General features: G+C 72.5%; 11 protein-coding genes and 1 riboswitch. Of the genes, 10 read left to right on the top strand and 1 reads right to left on the bottom strand.

Going from position 1 to position 16,100, the window contains the following annotated elements:
* Positions 1-71: 71 nt before the first annotated feature.
* Together mfd and AB0D74_RS35880 are read left to right on the top strand one after the other, a co-directional pair.
* A complete protein-coding gene (gene mfd / locus AB0D74_RS35875; RefSeq protein ID WP_362596226.1) occupies positions 72-3,617 on the top strand; it encodes a transcription-repair coupling factor in 3,546 nt (1,181 codons plus the stop codon).
* A 365-nt stretch (positions 3,618-3,982) separates the two neighbouring features.
* Positions 3,983-4,702: an HNH endonuclease family protein gene (locus AB0D74_RS35880; protein WP_362596228.1), complete on the top strand. Its 720-nt coding sequence runs from the start codon at positions 3,983-3,985 to the stop codon at positions 4,700-4,702.
* A 138-nt stretch (positions 4,703-4,840) separates the two neighbouring features.
* Here AB0D74_RS35880 and AB0D74_RS35885 read toward each other — a convergent pair whose 3' ends face one another.
* Entirely contained in the window at positions 4,841-5,560 is a 720-nt protein-coding gene (locus AB0D74_RS35885; RefSeq protein WP_362596230.1) for a hypothetical protein, read from the bottom strand.
* Positions 5,561-5,739: 179 nt separating this feature from the next.
* Here AB0D74_RS35885 and AB0D74_RS35890 point away from each other — a divergent pair, with 179 nt between their 5' ends.
* From AB0D74_RS35890 to AB0D74_RS35925, 8 genes are all read left to right on the top strand, one after another.
* On the top strand, positions 5,740-7,977 hold the full coding sequence (locus AB0D74_RS35890; protein ID WP_362596232.1) for an N-6 DNA methylase: 2,238 nt from the start codon (positions 5,740-5,742) through the stop codon (positions 7,975-7,977).
* 260 nt (positions 7,978-8,237) lie between these two features.
* Positions 8,238-8,840, top strand: coding sequence for a hypothetical protein (locus tag AB0D74_RS35895; protein WP_362596234.1), 603 nt, complete (start codon positions 8,238-8,240; stop codon positions 8,838-8,840).
* Between the two features lie 38 nt (positions 8,841-8,878).
* Entirely contained in the window at positions 8,879-10,366 is a 1,488-nt protein-coding gene (locus tag AB0D74_RS35900) for a protein kinase (RefSeq protein WP_362596301.1), read from the top strand.
* An 88-nt stretch (positions 10,367-10,454) separates the two neighbouring features.
* A complete protein-coding gene (locus AB0D74_RS35905) occupies positions 10,455-11,279 on the top strand; it encodes a glycoside hydrolase domain-containing protein (protein ID WP_362596236.1) in 825 nt (274 codons plus the stop codon).
* A gap of 182 nt (positions 11,280-11,461) precedes the next feature.
* Positions 11,462-12,109 (top strand): SurA N-terminal domain-containing protein, encoded by a 648-nt coding sequence (locus tag AB0D74_RS35910; RefSeq protein ID WP_362596238.1) that lies wholly within the window; start codon positions 11,462-11,464, stop codon positions 12,107-12,109.
* Between the two features lie 212 nt (positions 12,110-12,321).
* Positions 12,322-13,290 carry a nucleoside triphosphate pyrophosphohydrolase gene (locus AB0D74_RS35915; RefSeq protein ID WP_362596303.1) on the top strand — a complete coding sequence of 323 codons (969 nt, stop codon included), beginning with the start codon at positions 12,322-12,324 and terminating at the stop codon, positions 13,288-13,290.
* On the top strand, positions 13,287-14,555 hold the full coding sequence (locus AB0D74_RS35920; RefSeq protein WP_362596240.1) for a cytochrome P450: 1,269 nt from the start codon (positions 13,287-13,289) through the stop codon (positions 14,553-14,555). The genes AB0D74_RS35915 and AB0D74_RS35920 overlap by 4 nt, the downstream gene beginning before the upstream one ends.
* 177 nt (positions 14,556-14,732) lie before the next feature.
* Entirely contained in the window at positions 14,733-15,731 is a 999-nt protein-coding gene (locus tag AB0D74_RS35925) for a transglycosylase family protein (protein ID WP_362596242.1), read from the top strand.
* A 194-nt stretch (positions 15,732-15,925) separates the two neighbouring features.
* Positions 15,926-16,099: riboswitch (cyclic di-AMP (ydaO/yuaA leader) on the top strand.
* Position 16,100: the final 1 nt, after the last annotated feature.

The raw sequence follows: 16,100 nt of genomic DNA on the forward strand, positions 1-16,100 counted from the left end.
GCGCACCTCCGTGACCGGTATGCGTTTCCTTCCCCGCCTGAAGCCGGGGGTTTCCACGCTAGGAGTTCTCGATGAGCCTGCACGGTCTGCTCGACGCCGTCGTCAAGGACCCCGCCCTCGCGGAAGCGATCAAGGCGGCTGCGGACGGCAACCGCATGCACGTCGACCTGGTCGGCCCGCCCGCGGCCCGCCCCCTCGCGGTCGCCGCCCTGGCCCGCGAGGCCGGCCGCCCCGTCCTCGCCGTCACCGCCACCGGCCGCGAGGCCGAGGACCTGGCGTCGGCGCTGCGCACCCTGCTGCCCGCCGAGGGCGTCGCGGAGTACCCCTCCTGGGAGACGCTCCCGCACGAGCGGCTCAGCCCCCGCAGCGACACCGTCGGCCGCCGCCTCGCCGTCCTGCGCCGCCTCGCCCACCCCCGCTCCGACGACCCCGAGACCGGCCCGGTCTCCGTCGTCGTCGCCCCCGTACGGTCCGTGCTCCAGCCCCAGGTCAAGGGCCTCGGCGACCTGGAGCCCGTGGCGCTGCGCACCGGGCAGAGCGCCGACCTGAACGAGGTGGTGGAAGCCCTCGCGGCGGCTGCCTACGCGCGCGTGGAGCTCGTCGAGAAGCGCGGTGAGTTCGCCGTCCGCGGCGGCATCCTGGATGTCTTCCCGCCCACCGAGGAACACCCCCTGCGGGTCGAGTTCTGGGGTGACGACGTCGAGGAGATCCGCTACTTCAAGGTCGCCGACCAGCGCTCCCTGGAGGTCGCCGAGCACGGCCTGTGGGCACCGCCCTGCCGCGAGCTGCTGCTCACCGACGACGTCCGGGCACGCGCGCGGGCCCTCGCCGAGGAACACCCCGAGCTGGGCGAACTGCTGAACAAGATCGCCGAGGGGATCGCGGTCGAGGGCATGGAGTCCCTCGCCCCGGTTCTCGTCGACGACATGGAACTGCTCCTCGACGTGCTGCCCAAGGGCGCGATGGCCGTCGTCTGCGACCCGGAGCGGGTGCGCACGCGCGCCGCCGACCTGGTGGCGACCAGCCAGGAGTTCCTCCAGGCGTCCTGGGCGGCCACCGCGGGCGGCGGCGAGGCGCCCATCGACGTCGGCGCGGCCTCCCTGTGGTCCATCGCGGACGTCCGCGACCGCGCGCGCGAGCTGGACATGATGTGGTGGTCGGTGTCGCCGTTCGCCGCCGACGAGGAGCTGTCCGCCGACACCCTCAAGCTCGGCATGCACGCCACCGAGACCTACCGCGGCGACACCGCCAAGGCCCTCGCCGACACCAAGGGCTGGCTGGCCGACGGCTGGCGCACGGTGTACGTCACCGAGGGCCACGGCACCGCCTCCCGCACCGTCGAGGTGCTCGGCGGCGAGGGCATCGCGGCCCGCCTCGACATCGACCTGGCCGAACTGGGCCCCTCGGTCGTGCACGTCTCGTGCGGCTCCATCGACTACGGCTTCGTGGACCCGGCGCTCCGGCTCGCCGTCCTCACCGAGACCGACCTGTCCGGCCAGAAGGCGGCCGGCAAGGACGGCGCGCGGATGCCGGCCCGCCGCCGCAAGACCATCGACCCGCTCACCCTGGAGTCCGGCGACTACATCGTCCACGAGCAGCACGGCGTCGGCCGCTACATCGAGATGGTCCAGCGCACCGTGCAGGGCGCCACCCGCGAGTACCTGGTCGTCGAGTACGCCCCCGCCAAGCGCGGCCAGCCCGGCGACCGGCTGTACATCCCGACCGACCAGCTGGAGCAGATCACCAAGTACGTCGGCGGCGAGGCCCCCACCCTGCACCGCCTCGGCGGCGCGGACTGGACGAAGACCAAGGCGCGCGCCAAGAAGGCCGTCAAGGAGATCGCCGCCGACCTGATCAAGCTCTACAGCGCGCGCATGGCCGCCCCCGGGCACGCCTTCGGCGGGGACACACCCTGGCAGCGCGAGCTGGAGGACGCCTTCCCGTACGCGGAGACCCCCGATCAGCTGACCACCATCGCCGAGGTCAAGGACGACATGGAGAAGTCGGTCCCGATGGACCGTCTGATCTGCGGCGACGTCGGCTACGGCAAGACCGAGATCGCGGTGCGGGCCGCCTTCAAGGCGGTCCAGGACGGCAAGCAGGTCGCCGTTCTCGTGCCCACCACGCTGCTGGTGCAGCAGCACTTCGGCACGTTCTCCGAGCGGTACTCGCAGTTCCCGGTGAGCGTGAAGGCGCTCTCCCGGTTCCAGACCGACACCGAGGCCAAGGGGACCCTGGAGGGCCTGCGCGAGGGCGCCGTCGACGTCGTCATCGGCACCCACCGGCTGTTCTCCTCCGAGACCAAGTTCAAGGACCTCGGCCTGGTCATCGTCGACGAGGAGCAGCGCTTCGGTGTCGAGCACAAGGAGCAGCTGAAGAAGCTGCGGGCCAACGTCGACGTGCTGACGATGTCGGCGACCCCGATCCCGCGCACCCTGGAGATGGCGGTGACCGGCATCCGCGAGATGTCGACCATCACCACGCCCCCGGAGGAGCGGCACCCGGTGCTCACCTTCGTCGGGCCGTACGAGGAGAAGCAGATCGGCGCCGCCATCCGCCGCGAACTGCTGCGCGAGGGCCAGGTCTTCTACATCCACAACCGGGTCGAGTCGATCGACCGGGCGGCGGCCAGACTCCGCGAGATCGTTCCCGAGGCCCGCATCGCGACCGCCCACGGCCAGATGTCGGAATCGGCCCTGGAGCAGGTCGTCGTCGACTTCTGGGAGAAGAAGTTCGACGTCCTCGTCTCGACCACGATCGTCGAGTCCGGCATCGACATCTCCAACGCCAACACCCTCATCGTGGAGCGCGGCGACACCTTCGGTCTGTCCCAGCTGCACCAGCTGCGCGGCCGGGTCGGCCGTGGCCGTGAGCGCGGGTACGCGTACTTCCTGTACCCGCCGGAGAAGCCGCTCACCGAGACCGCGCACGAACGGCTCGCCACCATCGCCCAGCACACCGAGATGGGCGCGGGCATGTACGTGGCGATGAAGGACCTGGAGATCCGCGGCGCGGGCAACCTGCTCGGCGGCGAGCAGTCCGGGCACATCGCGGGCGTCGGCTTCGACCTGTACGTCCGCATGGTCGGCGAGGCCGTCGCGGACTACCGGCGGCAGCTGGAGGCAGGGGAGCCCTCGGCGGGAGGATGGGAGGAGCCGCCGCTGGAGGTGAAGATCGAGCTGCCCGTCGACGCGCACGTCCCGCACGACTACGCGCCCGGCGAGCGGCTGCGCCTCCAGGCCTACCGTTCCATCGCCTCCGCCAACTCCGAGGACGACATCAGGGCGGTCCGCGAGGAACTCACCGACCGCTACGGCAAGCTGCCCGAGCCGGTGGAGAACCTGCTGCTCGTCGCCGGGCTGCGGATGCTCGCGCGCGCGTGCGGGGTCGGCGAGATCGTCCTCCAGGGCACCAACATCCGGTTCGCGCCGGTGGAGTTGCGCGAGTCGCAGGAGCTGCGCGTCAAGCGTCTCTACCCGGGGACCGTCATCAAGCCGGCCGTCCACCAGCTGCTGGTGCCCCGCCCCAAGACCGCGAAGGTGGGCGGCAAGCCGCTCGTCGGGCGGGAACTGCTGAGCTGGGTCGGGGAGTTCCTCGCCTCGATCCTGGGCTCGTGACCGGGGTCGTGACTGGGCTGGTGACTGGTCTGGCGACCGTGATCGTCAGCGGGCTCGTGACCGGGCTCGTCGGCCCCTGACACCGGCAGCACGGTCGAGTCCCTCCCGAATGCCCCCGAAGGCCCGCGCGCACGGCAAGGTGTGCGGCGCGTCATCGGGGGCATTCGTTCGCCGCGGGGAGTGAGCGGGCGCGAAGGCGTACGGTCCGAGCTTCGTCCCGGCCGTCACCCGGCTGCCGACCAAGGCGAGTTGCGGGTATGTGTCGTTCTGCGCCCCGTCTGGGGCGAACCGTGCGGCAGTTACCGTGGGACCAGCGGAAATCCGCCCGTGCGGAGGCGGACCTGGGTAAGGAAGAGGGGGCGCACGTGGCGCGTCTTAGGGGCGGGGCGGTCGTGGCCGTCGTCATGGTCTTCGCCGTGGCCGGCTGCAAGGACCTTCAGGACAAGGGGAGTTCGGGAGCCCCGGGTGGCACGGGAGGTGGCGGGGCAGCCCTGACGGCGGCCGACTCGCTGACCGTCAAGGGGCGGGCGCCGAAGACCGGTTACTCCCGGGAGAAGTTCGGCTCCGCCTGGGCGGACACCGACTCCAACTCCTGCGACACCCGGGACGACATACTCAAGCGCGACCTGAAGGACGTGAAGTACACCGGCGGCGACTGCAAGGTCTCCTACGGGGTGCTGGAGCCGGACCCCTACTCCGGCAAGGAGGTCACCTACCGGCGGGGCCGCAGTCTGGTCGACATCGACCACCTCGTCGCGCTCTCCGACGCCTGGCAGACGGGCGCCAAGTACTGGGACGCCAGCAAGCGGATAGCCCTCGCCAACGACCCGTTGAACCTGCTGGCCGTCGACGCGAGCGCCAACCGCGGCAAGGGCGACGGCGACACCGCCACCTGGCTGCCGCCCGACAAGTCCTACCGCTGCACCTACGTCGCCGCGCAGGTCGCCGTGAAGAAGAAGTACGGCCTGTGGACCACCGCTGCCGAGAAGGCCGCGATGAAGAAGGTGCTGGCGGGCTGCCCGGGGCAGAAACTCCCCTCGGGCGGCAACCCGACCAAGGCCCCGAGCCGCTTCAAGGCGCGCTGAACCGGCCCGTCCCCGCCGCGTGTGCCGCCCCGGGAGGGGGTGGCCGCGCGGCGGAGGGCGATGGCGGGACGCCGGCCGGGCACGGCATGGGCGCTGGCGCGGGCACGCGCGCGGGCGCGGGTTGTCCTGCCGGTCCGGCTACTTCCGCAGTGCCGACAGGATCGTCGTCGTCACCTTCTTCGCGGACGCGGCGCCGTTGTCGCCGCCCGCCGTGGACAGCACGGTGACCACCGAGCCGCCGGAGCGGGCCGCGATCAGCGTGGTGCCGTTCTCCCAGTAGCCGCTCGTCAGTGTCATCGTGTAGGCCTCGTCGCCGAGTCCGGCCGTCGCGCCGCCGGTGAGCTTCACCTTGGCGTGCGCGTCGGTGTCCGTGAACGTGGCGCACTCGGCGGCCACGGTCCGCAGCGCCTTCATCACCGCCGTCGCGGTGGTGCCCTGGAAGGCGTCGATCTCCTGGTCCACTTCCTCGGTCTTGTTCGCGTAGCCGTTCTGCGCGAACGACACCCCGCCCTTGTAGCCGGACACCTGGATCCAGGACGTGCTCTCCAGTCTGGTGCAGTCCGGCTTCCCCGCCTTCGGGCCGGCCGGGGAGAGGAACTGGCCGCCGCTGTCCGCGGAGCCGTCGGACTCCAGGGCCAGCCCGGCCGGGAAGGCCGAGGAGGGCGCCAGTGCCTGCTTCAGCCGGGTGCCCGTGAACAGGCCGGAGTCGGGGTCCTTCGCCTTGGCCGGCTGGGCGCTCGTGCCGGTACCGGAGCCGGAGCCGGAGCCGGAGCCGGTGGATCCGGTGGAGCAGGCGGTCAGGGCCAGCGGGAGGGCCGCGGCGGCTATCAGCATCACGGCGCGGGACGGGAGGCGCATCGGGAGTCCTTCGGGGAGTTGGTGGAGCGGTGGGTCAATGCGGTGGGTCAATAACAGCAGAGACTGTGAACCGAGTCAACATGAACTATGTAAGGCGAGGTGTACACGTCCGTGAAAGGGGGGATCTTGTGCGCATCGGTATGCTCGGTGCACACATGGGACAAGGGGAGCGAGGCCGCGTGCAGGACAACGCCACAGAGGTGACCGCGGCCGGCATCGCACGGCTCGCCGGGGTGGGCCGCGCCGCCGTCAGCAACTGGCGGCGTCGGCACGCCGACTTCCCCAAGCCGGTCGGCGGCACCGAGACCAGCCCGTCCTTCGCGCTCGCCGAGGTCGAGTCCTGGCTGCGCAAGCAGGGCAAACTTGCCGAGGTGCCGCTGCGCGAACGGGTCTGGCAGCAGCTCGCCGGGCACCCCGACGGCGCGTTGACGGCGCTGGTGCACGCCGGCTGTGCGCTGCTGCTGATCCACGAGCGCCCCACCGTCTGGCTGCACGTGAGCGCCGGCTCGGACGAGCGCCTGGCCGCGATGCTGCCGGCCGCGCTGGACGAGGTGTTGACCGCGCGCCTCGGCGGCGCGGTGGAGCCCACGGTTCACAGCGGCCGGGCCCCGGATGCCGCCGAGGCTGTGAACAGGTCAGGCGGCACGGCAGGTGTGAACCGGTCCGGCAGTGCGGAAGGTGTGAACACCGCACACCCCGCTGCCTCCCCAGCCGCCGCCTCCTTCGTCCCCGCCTTGCCCGCCTCGCCCACCTCGCCCGTCCCGGCCACCTCACCCGCCTCACCGGCCGCTCCCGCCGTCCCCACCCCCACCGGCCCCCAGCTCCTCCCCTCCGCCCCCCTCCTGCGCGGCGCCGCCGAACTGGCCGCCGAGGTCGGGGCCCGGCAGGCCTTCGAGTTCCTGCTGGGCCGGCATCTGGACGCCAACCCCCGCCAGTACACGCTCACCCCGTCCGAACTCGCCGGTCTCATGGCCGACCTGGCCGGCCCCGCCCGCACCGTGCTGGACCCGGCCTGCGGAACCGGCGCCCTGCTGCGGGCCGTCGACGTCCGCCCCGGCCAGGAGCTGTACGCCCAGGACAGCGCCCCCGATCTCGCCGCGCTGACCGCGCTGCGGCTCGCGCTGCACTCCCGGGCCGGGGTGCACGGCGCGGCCGGCGACACCCTGCGCGCCGACGCCTACCCGGAGCTGCGCGCCGACGCGGTGCTCTGCCACCCGCCGTTCAACGAGCGCAACTGGGGCCACGACGAGCTGGCGTACGACGCGCGCTGGGAGTACGGCTTCCCCGCGCGCACCGAGTCCGAACTGGCCTGGGTGCAGCACGCCCTGGCCCGGCTCGCCGACGGCGGCACCGCGGTCCTGCTGATGCCGCCGGCCGTCGCGTCCCGCCGTTCCGGGCGCCGGATCCGCGCCGACCTGCTGCGCCGCGGCGCGCTCCGGGCGCTGGTCGCGCTGCCGGCCGGGGCGGCGCCGCCGTACAGCATCCCGCTGCACCTGTGGGTGCTGCGCCGGCCCGACCGGACGCCGGCCACGCCCGAGGTGCTGCTCGTGGACACCGGGAGGTTCGCCGGGGAGGGGCGCGGCGGTCCGGACTGGACGGCGGTACGCGACGGCGTCCTGGACGCCTGGCGTGCCTTCGAACGCGACGGGGGACCGCTGGAACGGCCGGGTCTTGCCCGGTCGGTGCCGGTCATCGAACTCCTCGACGACGACGTGGACCTCGCCCCCGCCCGCCACCTGCCCCCGGCCGCCGCGGCCGACGGCGCGGAAGAGCTCACGGCGGTCCGCGAACGGCTCGGTGAGACCCTGCGCCTGACCGTCGGCCTCACCCCGCCCCCGGCCGTCCAGGCGCCGCCCGCGCGGTGGCCGCTCACCACCGTCGGCGAACTCGCCCGCGGCGGCGCGCTGGTGCTGCGCACCGGCGGGAACGGCGGCCACGCGCGCGTGCCCGTGCTCACCGACCACGACGTCCTCGCGGCGGGGGCGCCCTCGGGCACTCTTCCCGAGAGCGAGGAGGAGGCCGTGCTGACCGAGCCGGGCGACGTCGTCGTACCGGTCCTCGGCGGGGGCGCGGTGGCGCGGGTGATCGACGAGGCGACGGCGGGCGCCGCCCTGGGGCGCAACCTCGTACTGCTGCGCCCCGATCCCGCGGCCCTCGACCCGTGGTTCCTCGCCGGCTTCCTGCGCGGCACCGCCAACAACCGGCAGGCCAGCAGCTATGCCTCCACGGCGACCCGGCTGGACGTGCGCCGGCTGCAACTGCCCAGGCTCCCGCTCACGGAACAGCGGCGCTACGGCGCGCGGTTCCGCGCGCTCGACGAGTTCGAGCGGACGCTGCGCCGGGCGAGCCGGCTCGGGGAGCACCTCGTGCGCGGGATGTACGACGGCCTGACCGACGGGACCGTCACGCCCGACTGAGCCGCGACCGGCCGGCCGGAACCCTGACCGGCCTGCCGGAGACCCGGTCGGCCCGCCGGAGACCCGGTCGGCCTGTCGGAGTCCTGTGTCCGGTCCGTGTGGGCGGTCGGTCCGACAACGGTTCGGTACAACCCGAACCGGTTGTCCGTGCCGGGCCATATGCTCGGTCCGACCATCGCACGACCGGTGTCGTCCGCGGGCGGACGGCGACGGGCGGGCACGTACGCCCTTTTTCAGGCACCAGGCACCCAGGAGCGACCATGCAAGGCCAGGGCCATGCGCAGCCGGTGCAACGGCCGCCGCACGACGCGGTACTGGTCCTGCTGCGTGTGGTGTTCGTGACGATGGCGGTGTGCAGCGCCGGCTTCCTGGCCTGGGCGATGCTGCTGCGGCTGGCCGTCGTGACCCGCAGGTCGGTGGATTTCGGGCTGCTGGTGGCGGTGGCGGCGGCCGACGTCCTCAGCATCGTGCTGCTGGGCACCGAACCCGGCGACGAGGTGAACACCGCCGGCGGCTACGTGGGGATCACCCTGCTGTTCGGCACGCTCCTGCTCGGCGTCGTCTACTACCTCGTGGCGGACGTACGCCACTTCCAGCGGCAGCGCGAGGCGTACGCGGCGCAAAGCCAGGCGCAGGCGCCGGCGTACGGTTACCCGCCCGCCGCCTCGTCGTACGCCACGGGGACGGCCCCGCAGGCCATGCAGCCGCCGGCACCGGTGCCCCCGCAGCCCCCGATACCCGCGCCGCCGCAGCGCCCGGCGCCCGTCCGGATCGACCAGGTGCGCGCCGAACTCGACGAGCTCAGCGACTACCTGCGCAAGCACGACGGGCACCGCGAGGGCGACCACGAGGGCGGACGGTGACCGTGGCGACAGGACGCGTCGTCGCCGGCCGCTACGAGCTGTCCACGCTCATCGGACAGGGCGGCATGGGCCAGGTGTGGACGGCCTACGACCAACGGCTCGACCGGCGGGTGGCGGTGAAGCTGCTGCGGCCCGACAAGGTGGCCGGCGCGGAGGCGGAGGAGCTGCGCCGCCGGTTCCTGCGGGAGTGCCGGGTGACCGCGCAGGTCGACCATCCCGGCCTGGTCACCGTGCACGACGCGGGCAGCGAGGGCGAGGAGCTCTTCCTCGTCATGCAGTACGTGGACGGCGCCGACCTCTCCGACCACCTGGCCGAGCACGACCCGTACCCGTGGCAGTGGGCGGTGGCGGTGGCCGCGCAACTGTGCGCCGTGCTGAGCGCCGTGCACGCCGTGCCGATCGTCCACCGCGACCTCAAGCCGCGCAACGTGATGGTGAAGCAGGACGGCACGGTCACCGTCCTCGACCTGGGCGTGGCCTCCGTCATGGACACGGACACCACCCGTCTCACCCACACCGGCTCCCCGATCGGCTCGCCCGCCTACATGGCGCCCGAGCAGGCGATGGGCGGCGCGGTCGGCCCGTACACCGACCTGTACGCGCTCGGCGTGCTGCTGCACGAACTGCTCAGCGGGGAGGTGCCGTTCGCGGGTTCCACGGCGCTCGGCGTGCTGCACCGGCATCTGTACGAGCCGCCGCTGCCCGTGCGCCGGAGCCGCCCCGAGGTCCCGGAGCCGCTGGAGAGCCTCGTGCTGCGGCTGCTCGCCAAGGACCCGCAGCACCGCCCGGCGTCCGCGCAGGAGGTCTACGAGAACCTGGCGTCGCTCCTGCCCGCGCGCGGGATGCCGTCCGGGGCGCCCCTGGACCCCACGCGCCCCTTCCTGCGCCCGCACGCCCCTTGGCCGGACCGGGCCAGGACGCCCGCACCCCAGCCCGCCGCCCCCGTGGCCGCCGTACCGGACCGGCCGGACGTGGCCGCCGCCGTCGACGAGGTCAAGCGGCTGCTCGACGAGGGACGCATCACCCAGGCCGTGGACATCCTGGGCGCGATCCTGCCCGTCGCCGCCGACCAGCACGGCGAGCGTTCCACGGTCGTGCGCACCCTGCGCAAGCAGTACGCGGCCACGCTGATGGACGACGGGCAGTACCGGCGCGCGCTGCCCGAACTGCGCCGGCTCGCCGACGAACGCGCCGCCGAGGCGGGCCAGGCCGACCCGCAGGCCCTGCGCTTCCGCTACGAGACCGCCCAGTGCCTGGAACAGCTCGGCGAACCGGCGGCGGCGCTCGCGGAGTACCGCGCGCTGCTGCCCTACTACGAGAACCAGTACGTGGCCGGCGACCCGCAGCTCGCGCACGACGTGCGCCGCCGGATCGGGCATCTGCTGCTCGCGCTCGGCGACCGCTCGGCCGCCCACGACACGTTCACCCGGCTGCTGTTCGACGTGGAACGGCTGCACGGGCCCGGCCATCCGCTGGCCGGCGAGGTACGGCGGACGTTGCAGTGGCTGGGGCAGATGCGCGGCTAGCTCCCGCACAGTGCATACTGCACCTGCTTTTCGCACGACTTTTCGCACAGCTTGTCGTACAGCAGAGACACAGGGGTGGGGTTCCGGCATGTCCAGCCATCGGCAGTCCAAGAAGCGCAGATACATCACCTGGGGTGTCGCGGGTGCCGCCGTGGTCGCCGGGGCCGGGATCGCCGCGCAGACCTCCATGGCGGCCACCACCTGGCCCGCCCAGAAGACGTTCACCGGCCGCGCCTTCGACACCTGCGCCGCGCCCTCCGCCACCGTGATGAAGGCCTGGAACACCGGCTTCTACGGTGCCGCCGCCGTCTACATAGGCGGCAAGAACCGCGGCTGCGCCCAGCCCAACCTCACCGCCTCCTGGGTCAAGTCGGTCTCCGCGATGGGCTGGAAGCTCATCCCGCTCTACGTCGGCGCCCAGCCGTCCTGCGGATCCGGCGGCTCGGTGAAGATCAGCGCCTCCACCGCGGCCTCCGTCGGCAAGTCCGAGGCGGACGACGCCGTCTCCAAGGCCGCCGCGCTCGGCATGAAGGCCGGCAGCCCGATCTACCTCGACATGGAGGCGTACGACACGACGAACACGTCGTGCAACAACGCCGTGCTGACCTATGTCCGCGCCTTCGACAAGGAGCTGCGGGCGAAGACGTACCGCGCCGGGTACTACGGCTTCACCAGCTCCAGCGCCAAGGCGATCGCGAACGCCACGGACAAGACGGACCTGCCGGGCAACCTCTGGTACGCGCTGTGGGACAAGCAGAACACCACGACCGCGGACTGGCCGTTCGGCTCGACCCAGTACACCGGGCACAGCCGGGCCCACCAGTACATGGTGAACAGCAAGGAGACGCGCGGCGGTTACACGATCACCGTGGACCGCGACGCGTGGGACGCCCCGGTGGCGATCACGGGCTGAGCCGGGTCCGTACGGGATCCGCACGGGATCCGTGCCGCAAACCCTTGCGGAGGGTGGTGCGGCGGTGCCGGACGCGCGGGTGAATCGTTGGTCGAATGGGTTGGCCAGAGCCTGCCCACTGCCTACCATCGATCACCGCAAGACTTTGTGCACCGTCGCACAATCTCCTCGGGAGGTCCCCCTTGCACCGCCGCCGTCGCACCGCGCTCCTCCTCTCCGCCGCGATCGCCGCCGCGGCCCCCTTCCTGACCGCCTGCGGAAGCGACGCGCATCCGGGCGCGGCGGCCGTCGTGGGCGGCCAGCGGATCACCGTCTCGCAGCTGGAGAACCGCGTGAACGAGGTGCGCCGGGCGCAGCGCGCCGCGGTGCCGGACGAGACGCAGTACCAGCAGGTCCTCGCCTCCACCAGCAGCCTCACCCGGGACACCCTGTACAACATGGTGCTCGACCGGGTGCTGCACCGGGCCGCCCAGGACGCCGGCGTCAGCGTCTCCCGTGCGGAGGTCGAGCAGATGCGCTCCGGCCTCGAACAGCAGGCCGGCGGCTCCGCGGCCCTGCAGACGGCCTGGCTGCAGAAGTACGGCATCGCTCCCGGTCGGCTCGACGACAACCTCCGCTTCCAGGTGGAGGCCAAGAAGCTCGCCGAGGCGCTCGGCACCGACACCTCGCAGCCAGCCTTCTGGAAGGCCCTGGCCGGCGCGTCCAAGGAGCTCCACGTCGACCTCAACCCGCGCTACGGCGCCTGGGACGTCCAGAAGAGCAGCCGGGTGGACGCCAAGACGCCGTGGGTACGGGAGGTCACGTCGGCCGGGACGCAGGTGTCGGCGTAGGGAAGGCCGCCGGGGTGGTACCCGGGAGGCAGCCGGGGGTAGCCGGAGGCGCTCACCTCCAGCGCGGTCATACGATCACTTGATCGCCCCCACCCTGTGGACAAACCGCGAGGTGGGCGGCGGCGGTGCGTTACGTTCGGAGCGTGAACACCACCAGGCCCGAACCCACCACCCCGGACCCCTCTCCCGCCCCCGCGCCCGCCCCCACGCCCGTGCAGGCGGCCCCCGACGCCGGCCGGGTCGTCCTGCTCACCACCAGCCACCGGGTCGCCCCCGGCCTGCTGTCCTGGCCCGCCTGGCAGGCGCTGCGGACGGCGGACCGGGTGCTGTGCGCGGACGGCGCGCATCCCCAGCTGCCGTATCTGCGGGAGGCCGGGACCGCCGTGGACGAGGCCGCCCCCACCGCCGAGGAGCTGGTCGACGCCTGTGCCGGCGGCCGGACCGTGGTGGTCGTGGCGACGGGCGAGGGCGAGTCCGCCCTCACCGACGGCCTGGCCCGCCTGGCGGGTTCCGGCCGGGTCCTGATGCCCGAGCTGGAGCTGCTCCCCGCCTCCTACGACCTGCCCGGCGCCCGCCTCCTCGACCTCGTGCAGGTCATGGACCGGATCCGCGAGGAGTGCCCCTGGTCGTCCCGGCAGACCCACCAGGGCCTGGCGAAGTACGGCATCGAGGAGGCGTACGAGCTCGTCGAGGCGATCGAGGAGGGCGACCGCGACGAACTGCGCGAGGAACTGGGCGACGTGCTCCTCCAGGTCGTCTTCCACGCCCGGATCGCGGAGGAGGACCAGGACGCCCCCTTCTCGATCGACGACGTGGCGGGAGGCATCGTCGCCAAGCTCATCCACCGCCACCCGCACGTCTTCGGCGACGAGACCGCGTCGACGCCGGAGGAGGTCAAGGAGCACTGGCTGCGCACGAAGGCGGTGGAGAAGCAGCGCGCGTCCGTGACCGACGGGATACCCCTCGCCCAGCCGGGTCTCGCCCTGGCGGCGAAGCTGACCTCTCGGGTGCGGACGGCCGGTCTCGACGTGCCGCTGCCGCAGGCACCGGGCATCGGGTACGAGCTGCTCGCGCTGGCGGCCCGCGCCGAGGCCGAAGGCGTCGACCCGGAGGCCGCGCTGCGGGCGGTGGCCCGGGCCTACCGGGACGCGGTGCGGGCCACGGAGGGAGTGGAGAAGTGACCGCCCCCGCCCCCGATCCCGCCCCCGACCTCTTCACCTGGGAGTTCGCCGCCGATCCCTACCCCGCCTACGCCTGGCTGCGGGAGCACGAGCCCGTGCGGCGGACCCGGCTGCCCAGCGGGGTGGAGGCCTGGCTGGTCACGCGGTACGGGGACGCCAAGCAGGCGCTGGCCGACCCGAGGCTCTCCAAGAACCCGGCGCATCACGACGAGCCCGCGCACGCCAAGGGGAAGACCGGCATCCCCGGCGAGCGCAAGGCCGAGTTGATGACGCACCTGCTCAACATCGACCCGCCGGACCACACCCGGCTGCGGCGGCTGGTGAGCAAGGCGTTCACTCCGCGCCGGGTGGCCGAGTTCGCGCCGCGGGTCCGTGAGCTGACCGACCGGCTCATCGACGGGTTCGCGGAGCGGGGCGAGGCCGACCTCATCCACGAGTTCGCCTTCCCGCTCCCCATCTACGCCATCTGCGACCTGCTCGGCGTCCCGCCCGAGGACCAGGACGACTTCCGGGACTGGGCGGGGATGATGATCCGGCACGGGGGCGGGCCGCGGGGCGGGGTCGCGCGGTCGGTGAAGAAGATGCGCGGATATCTGGCCGAGCTGATCCACCGGAAGCGGGAGGCGCTGCCCGCTGAGGCAGGTCCCGGCGAGGACCTCATCTCCGGGCTCATCCGGGCCTCGGACCACGGGGAGCACCTCACCGAGAACGAGGCCGCGGCCATGGCCTTCATCCTGCTGTTCGCCGGCTTCGAGACCACCGTCAACCTGATCGGGAACGGCACGTACGCGCTGCTCACCCACCCCGGGCAGCGGGCCCGCCTGCAGGAGTCCCTGGCCGCCGGCGAGCGCGGGCTGCTGGAGACCGGCGTCGAGGAACTGCTGCGCTACGACGGGCCGGTGGAGCTGGCCACCTGGCGGTTCGCCACCGAGCCGGTCGCCATCGGCGGGCAGCACATCGCGCCCGGCGACCCGGTCCTGGTCGTCCTGGCCGCGGCCGACCGGGACCCGGAGCGGTTCGCCGAGCCGGACACCCTCGACCTCGCCCGGCGGGACAACCAGCACCTCGGGTACGGCCACGGCATCCACTACTGCCTGGGCGCCCCGCTCGCCCGCCTGGAGGGGCAGACCGCACTCGCCGGTCTCCTGACCCGCCTTCCCGACCTGCGACTCGCCGTGGACGAGAGCGAGTTGCGGTGGCGCGGCGGGCTCATCATGCGCGGGCTGCGCACGCTCCCCGTGGAGTTCACGCCCACCGGCCGCTGAAGCCTCCACCTGCCCCTACGGGCAAAAGATGACCAGCGTTCAAGTCTGTGATCTTCACGTGATCTACGCGGCATTAACTTGTGACAAGTGATCGTCTGCCGATACGTTCACCCATCAGCACGGCGCCCTTGCGGGACCCGCCGTGCCGGTCACCGCTGTCGCTCGAAAGGTTTCCGCATGCTCTCCGGGAACGGTCGTCACCGTCGCCCCCGCCAGGCTCCGGCGCTCCTCGTCGCGGCCGGGGTGACCGGCTCCGCCATCGCCCTCCCGCTCCTCGGTGCGGTGAACGCCAGCGCGGCCGACGGCTCCACCTGGGACCAGGTGGCCGAGTGCGAGAGCGGCGGCTCCTGGAGCGCCGACAACGGCACCGGCTACTACGGCGGCCTCCAGATCTCCCTGGACGACTGGAGCGAGTACGGGGGCCTGGAGTACGCCGGCACCCCCGACCAGGCGAGCCGTTCGCAGCAGATCGCGGTCGCCGAGAAGATGCTCGCCGACCAGGGCACCAAGGCCTGGCGGACCTGCGCCCTGATCGCCGGACTCTCGTCCGACGACGCGTCGGTGAACGTCGACACGGGCCTCGGCGACTCGAGTGATTCGTCCGGTTCCTCCGACTCGTCGGACTCGTCCTCCGGGCTGTCGGACTCGTCCTCGTCCTCCGGTGCCGACTCCTCCTCGGGTGCCGCGGACTCCGGGAGCGAGTCCGCGACCCCCTCGCCGAGCGCGAGTGCCGACAGCGGCTCCAAGTCGGACGACTCCGGCAAGTCCAGCAAGACGGACAAGCCGGAATCATCCAAGTCCGGCTCCGACTCGGAGGCTTCGAAGGCGAGCGGGAGCCCCGATGCCGTCGAATCCGACGACTCGGACAATTCGTGGCAGACCGGAGGCTCTTGGAGCCTGGTCGACACGGGTGCCGTCAGCAGCGGCGGCAAGCACCGTGGCGGCTCGGCGGACGAAAGCGTGACAAACGGTCAGAGCGCCTCCTCCTCCGGCCGGCACGCCTCCTCCGGCAGCGGCACCTACACCGTCCGCGACGGCGACACCCTCGCCTCCATCGCCGACTCCCTTGACCTCGACGGCGGATGGCGCGCGCTCTACGACGCGAACAAGGCCGACATAGGCGCCGACCCGAACGCCATCACCGCCGGTCAGACCCTGAAACTCGGCAGCGAATAGGGCGAAAAGCGGCGGGAGTTGGCGCCCCGCTTCGAGTTGAATGTCCGTTTTGGTGAAAGTGTGGGATGAGTCTCAGAAGCCCTGATCATCTTTGAAATTCACCGGATCGCCTGTTTACGGTCAAGGCCGCTCGTCACCACGAGCCCCGGCCGTCGCAACGCCGAGTCCTGCCAGCGGCCGTCCGGGAACAGTCGTCGCGTCATGCGCCGTAGGCAGGAGCGGGGGACCCAAGGTAAGTGCCGGGACCGGTGGTTGAGGCCGCCGATCCGGCTCGGGGTGAAGCCGCGCACCGACACACGGTGTGCGGCCGGGCAACTCAACCGGCCCGAACCCGACAGCTCACCTCGCAGGCGTCGGTGAGGGGATCGA

The sequence above is a fragment of the Streptomyces sp. NPDC048278 genome (assembly GCF_040652195.1).
Taxonomy (GTDB): domain Bacteria; phylum Actinomycetota; class Actinomycetes; order Streptomycetales; family Streptomycetaceae; genus Streptomyces.

Coding starts and splice junctions, on each gene's coding strand:
- AB0D74_RS35905 (WP_362596236.1), top strand. CDS start 10,455: ATGTCCAGCCATCGGCAGTCCAAGAAGCGCAGATACATCACCTGGGGT.
- AB0D74_RS35885 (WP_362596230.1), bottom strand. CDS start 5,560: ATGCGCCTCCCGTCCCGCGCCGTGATGCTGATAGCCGCCGCGGCCCTC.
- mfd (WP_362596226.1), top strand. CDS start 72: ATGAGCCTGCACGGTCTGCTCGACGCCGTCGTCAAGGACCCCGCCCTC.
- AB0D74_RS35895 (WP_362596234.1), top strand. CDS start 8,238: ATGCAAGGCCAGGGCCATGCGCAGCCGGTGCAACGGCCGCCGCACGAC.
- AB0D74_RS35925 (WP_362596242.1), top strand. CDS start 14,733: ATGCTCTCCGGGAACGGTCGTCACCGTCGCCCCCGCCAGGCTCCGGCG.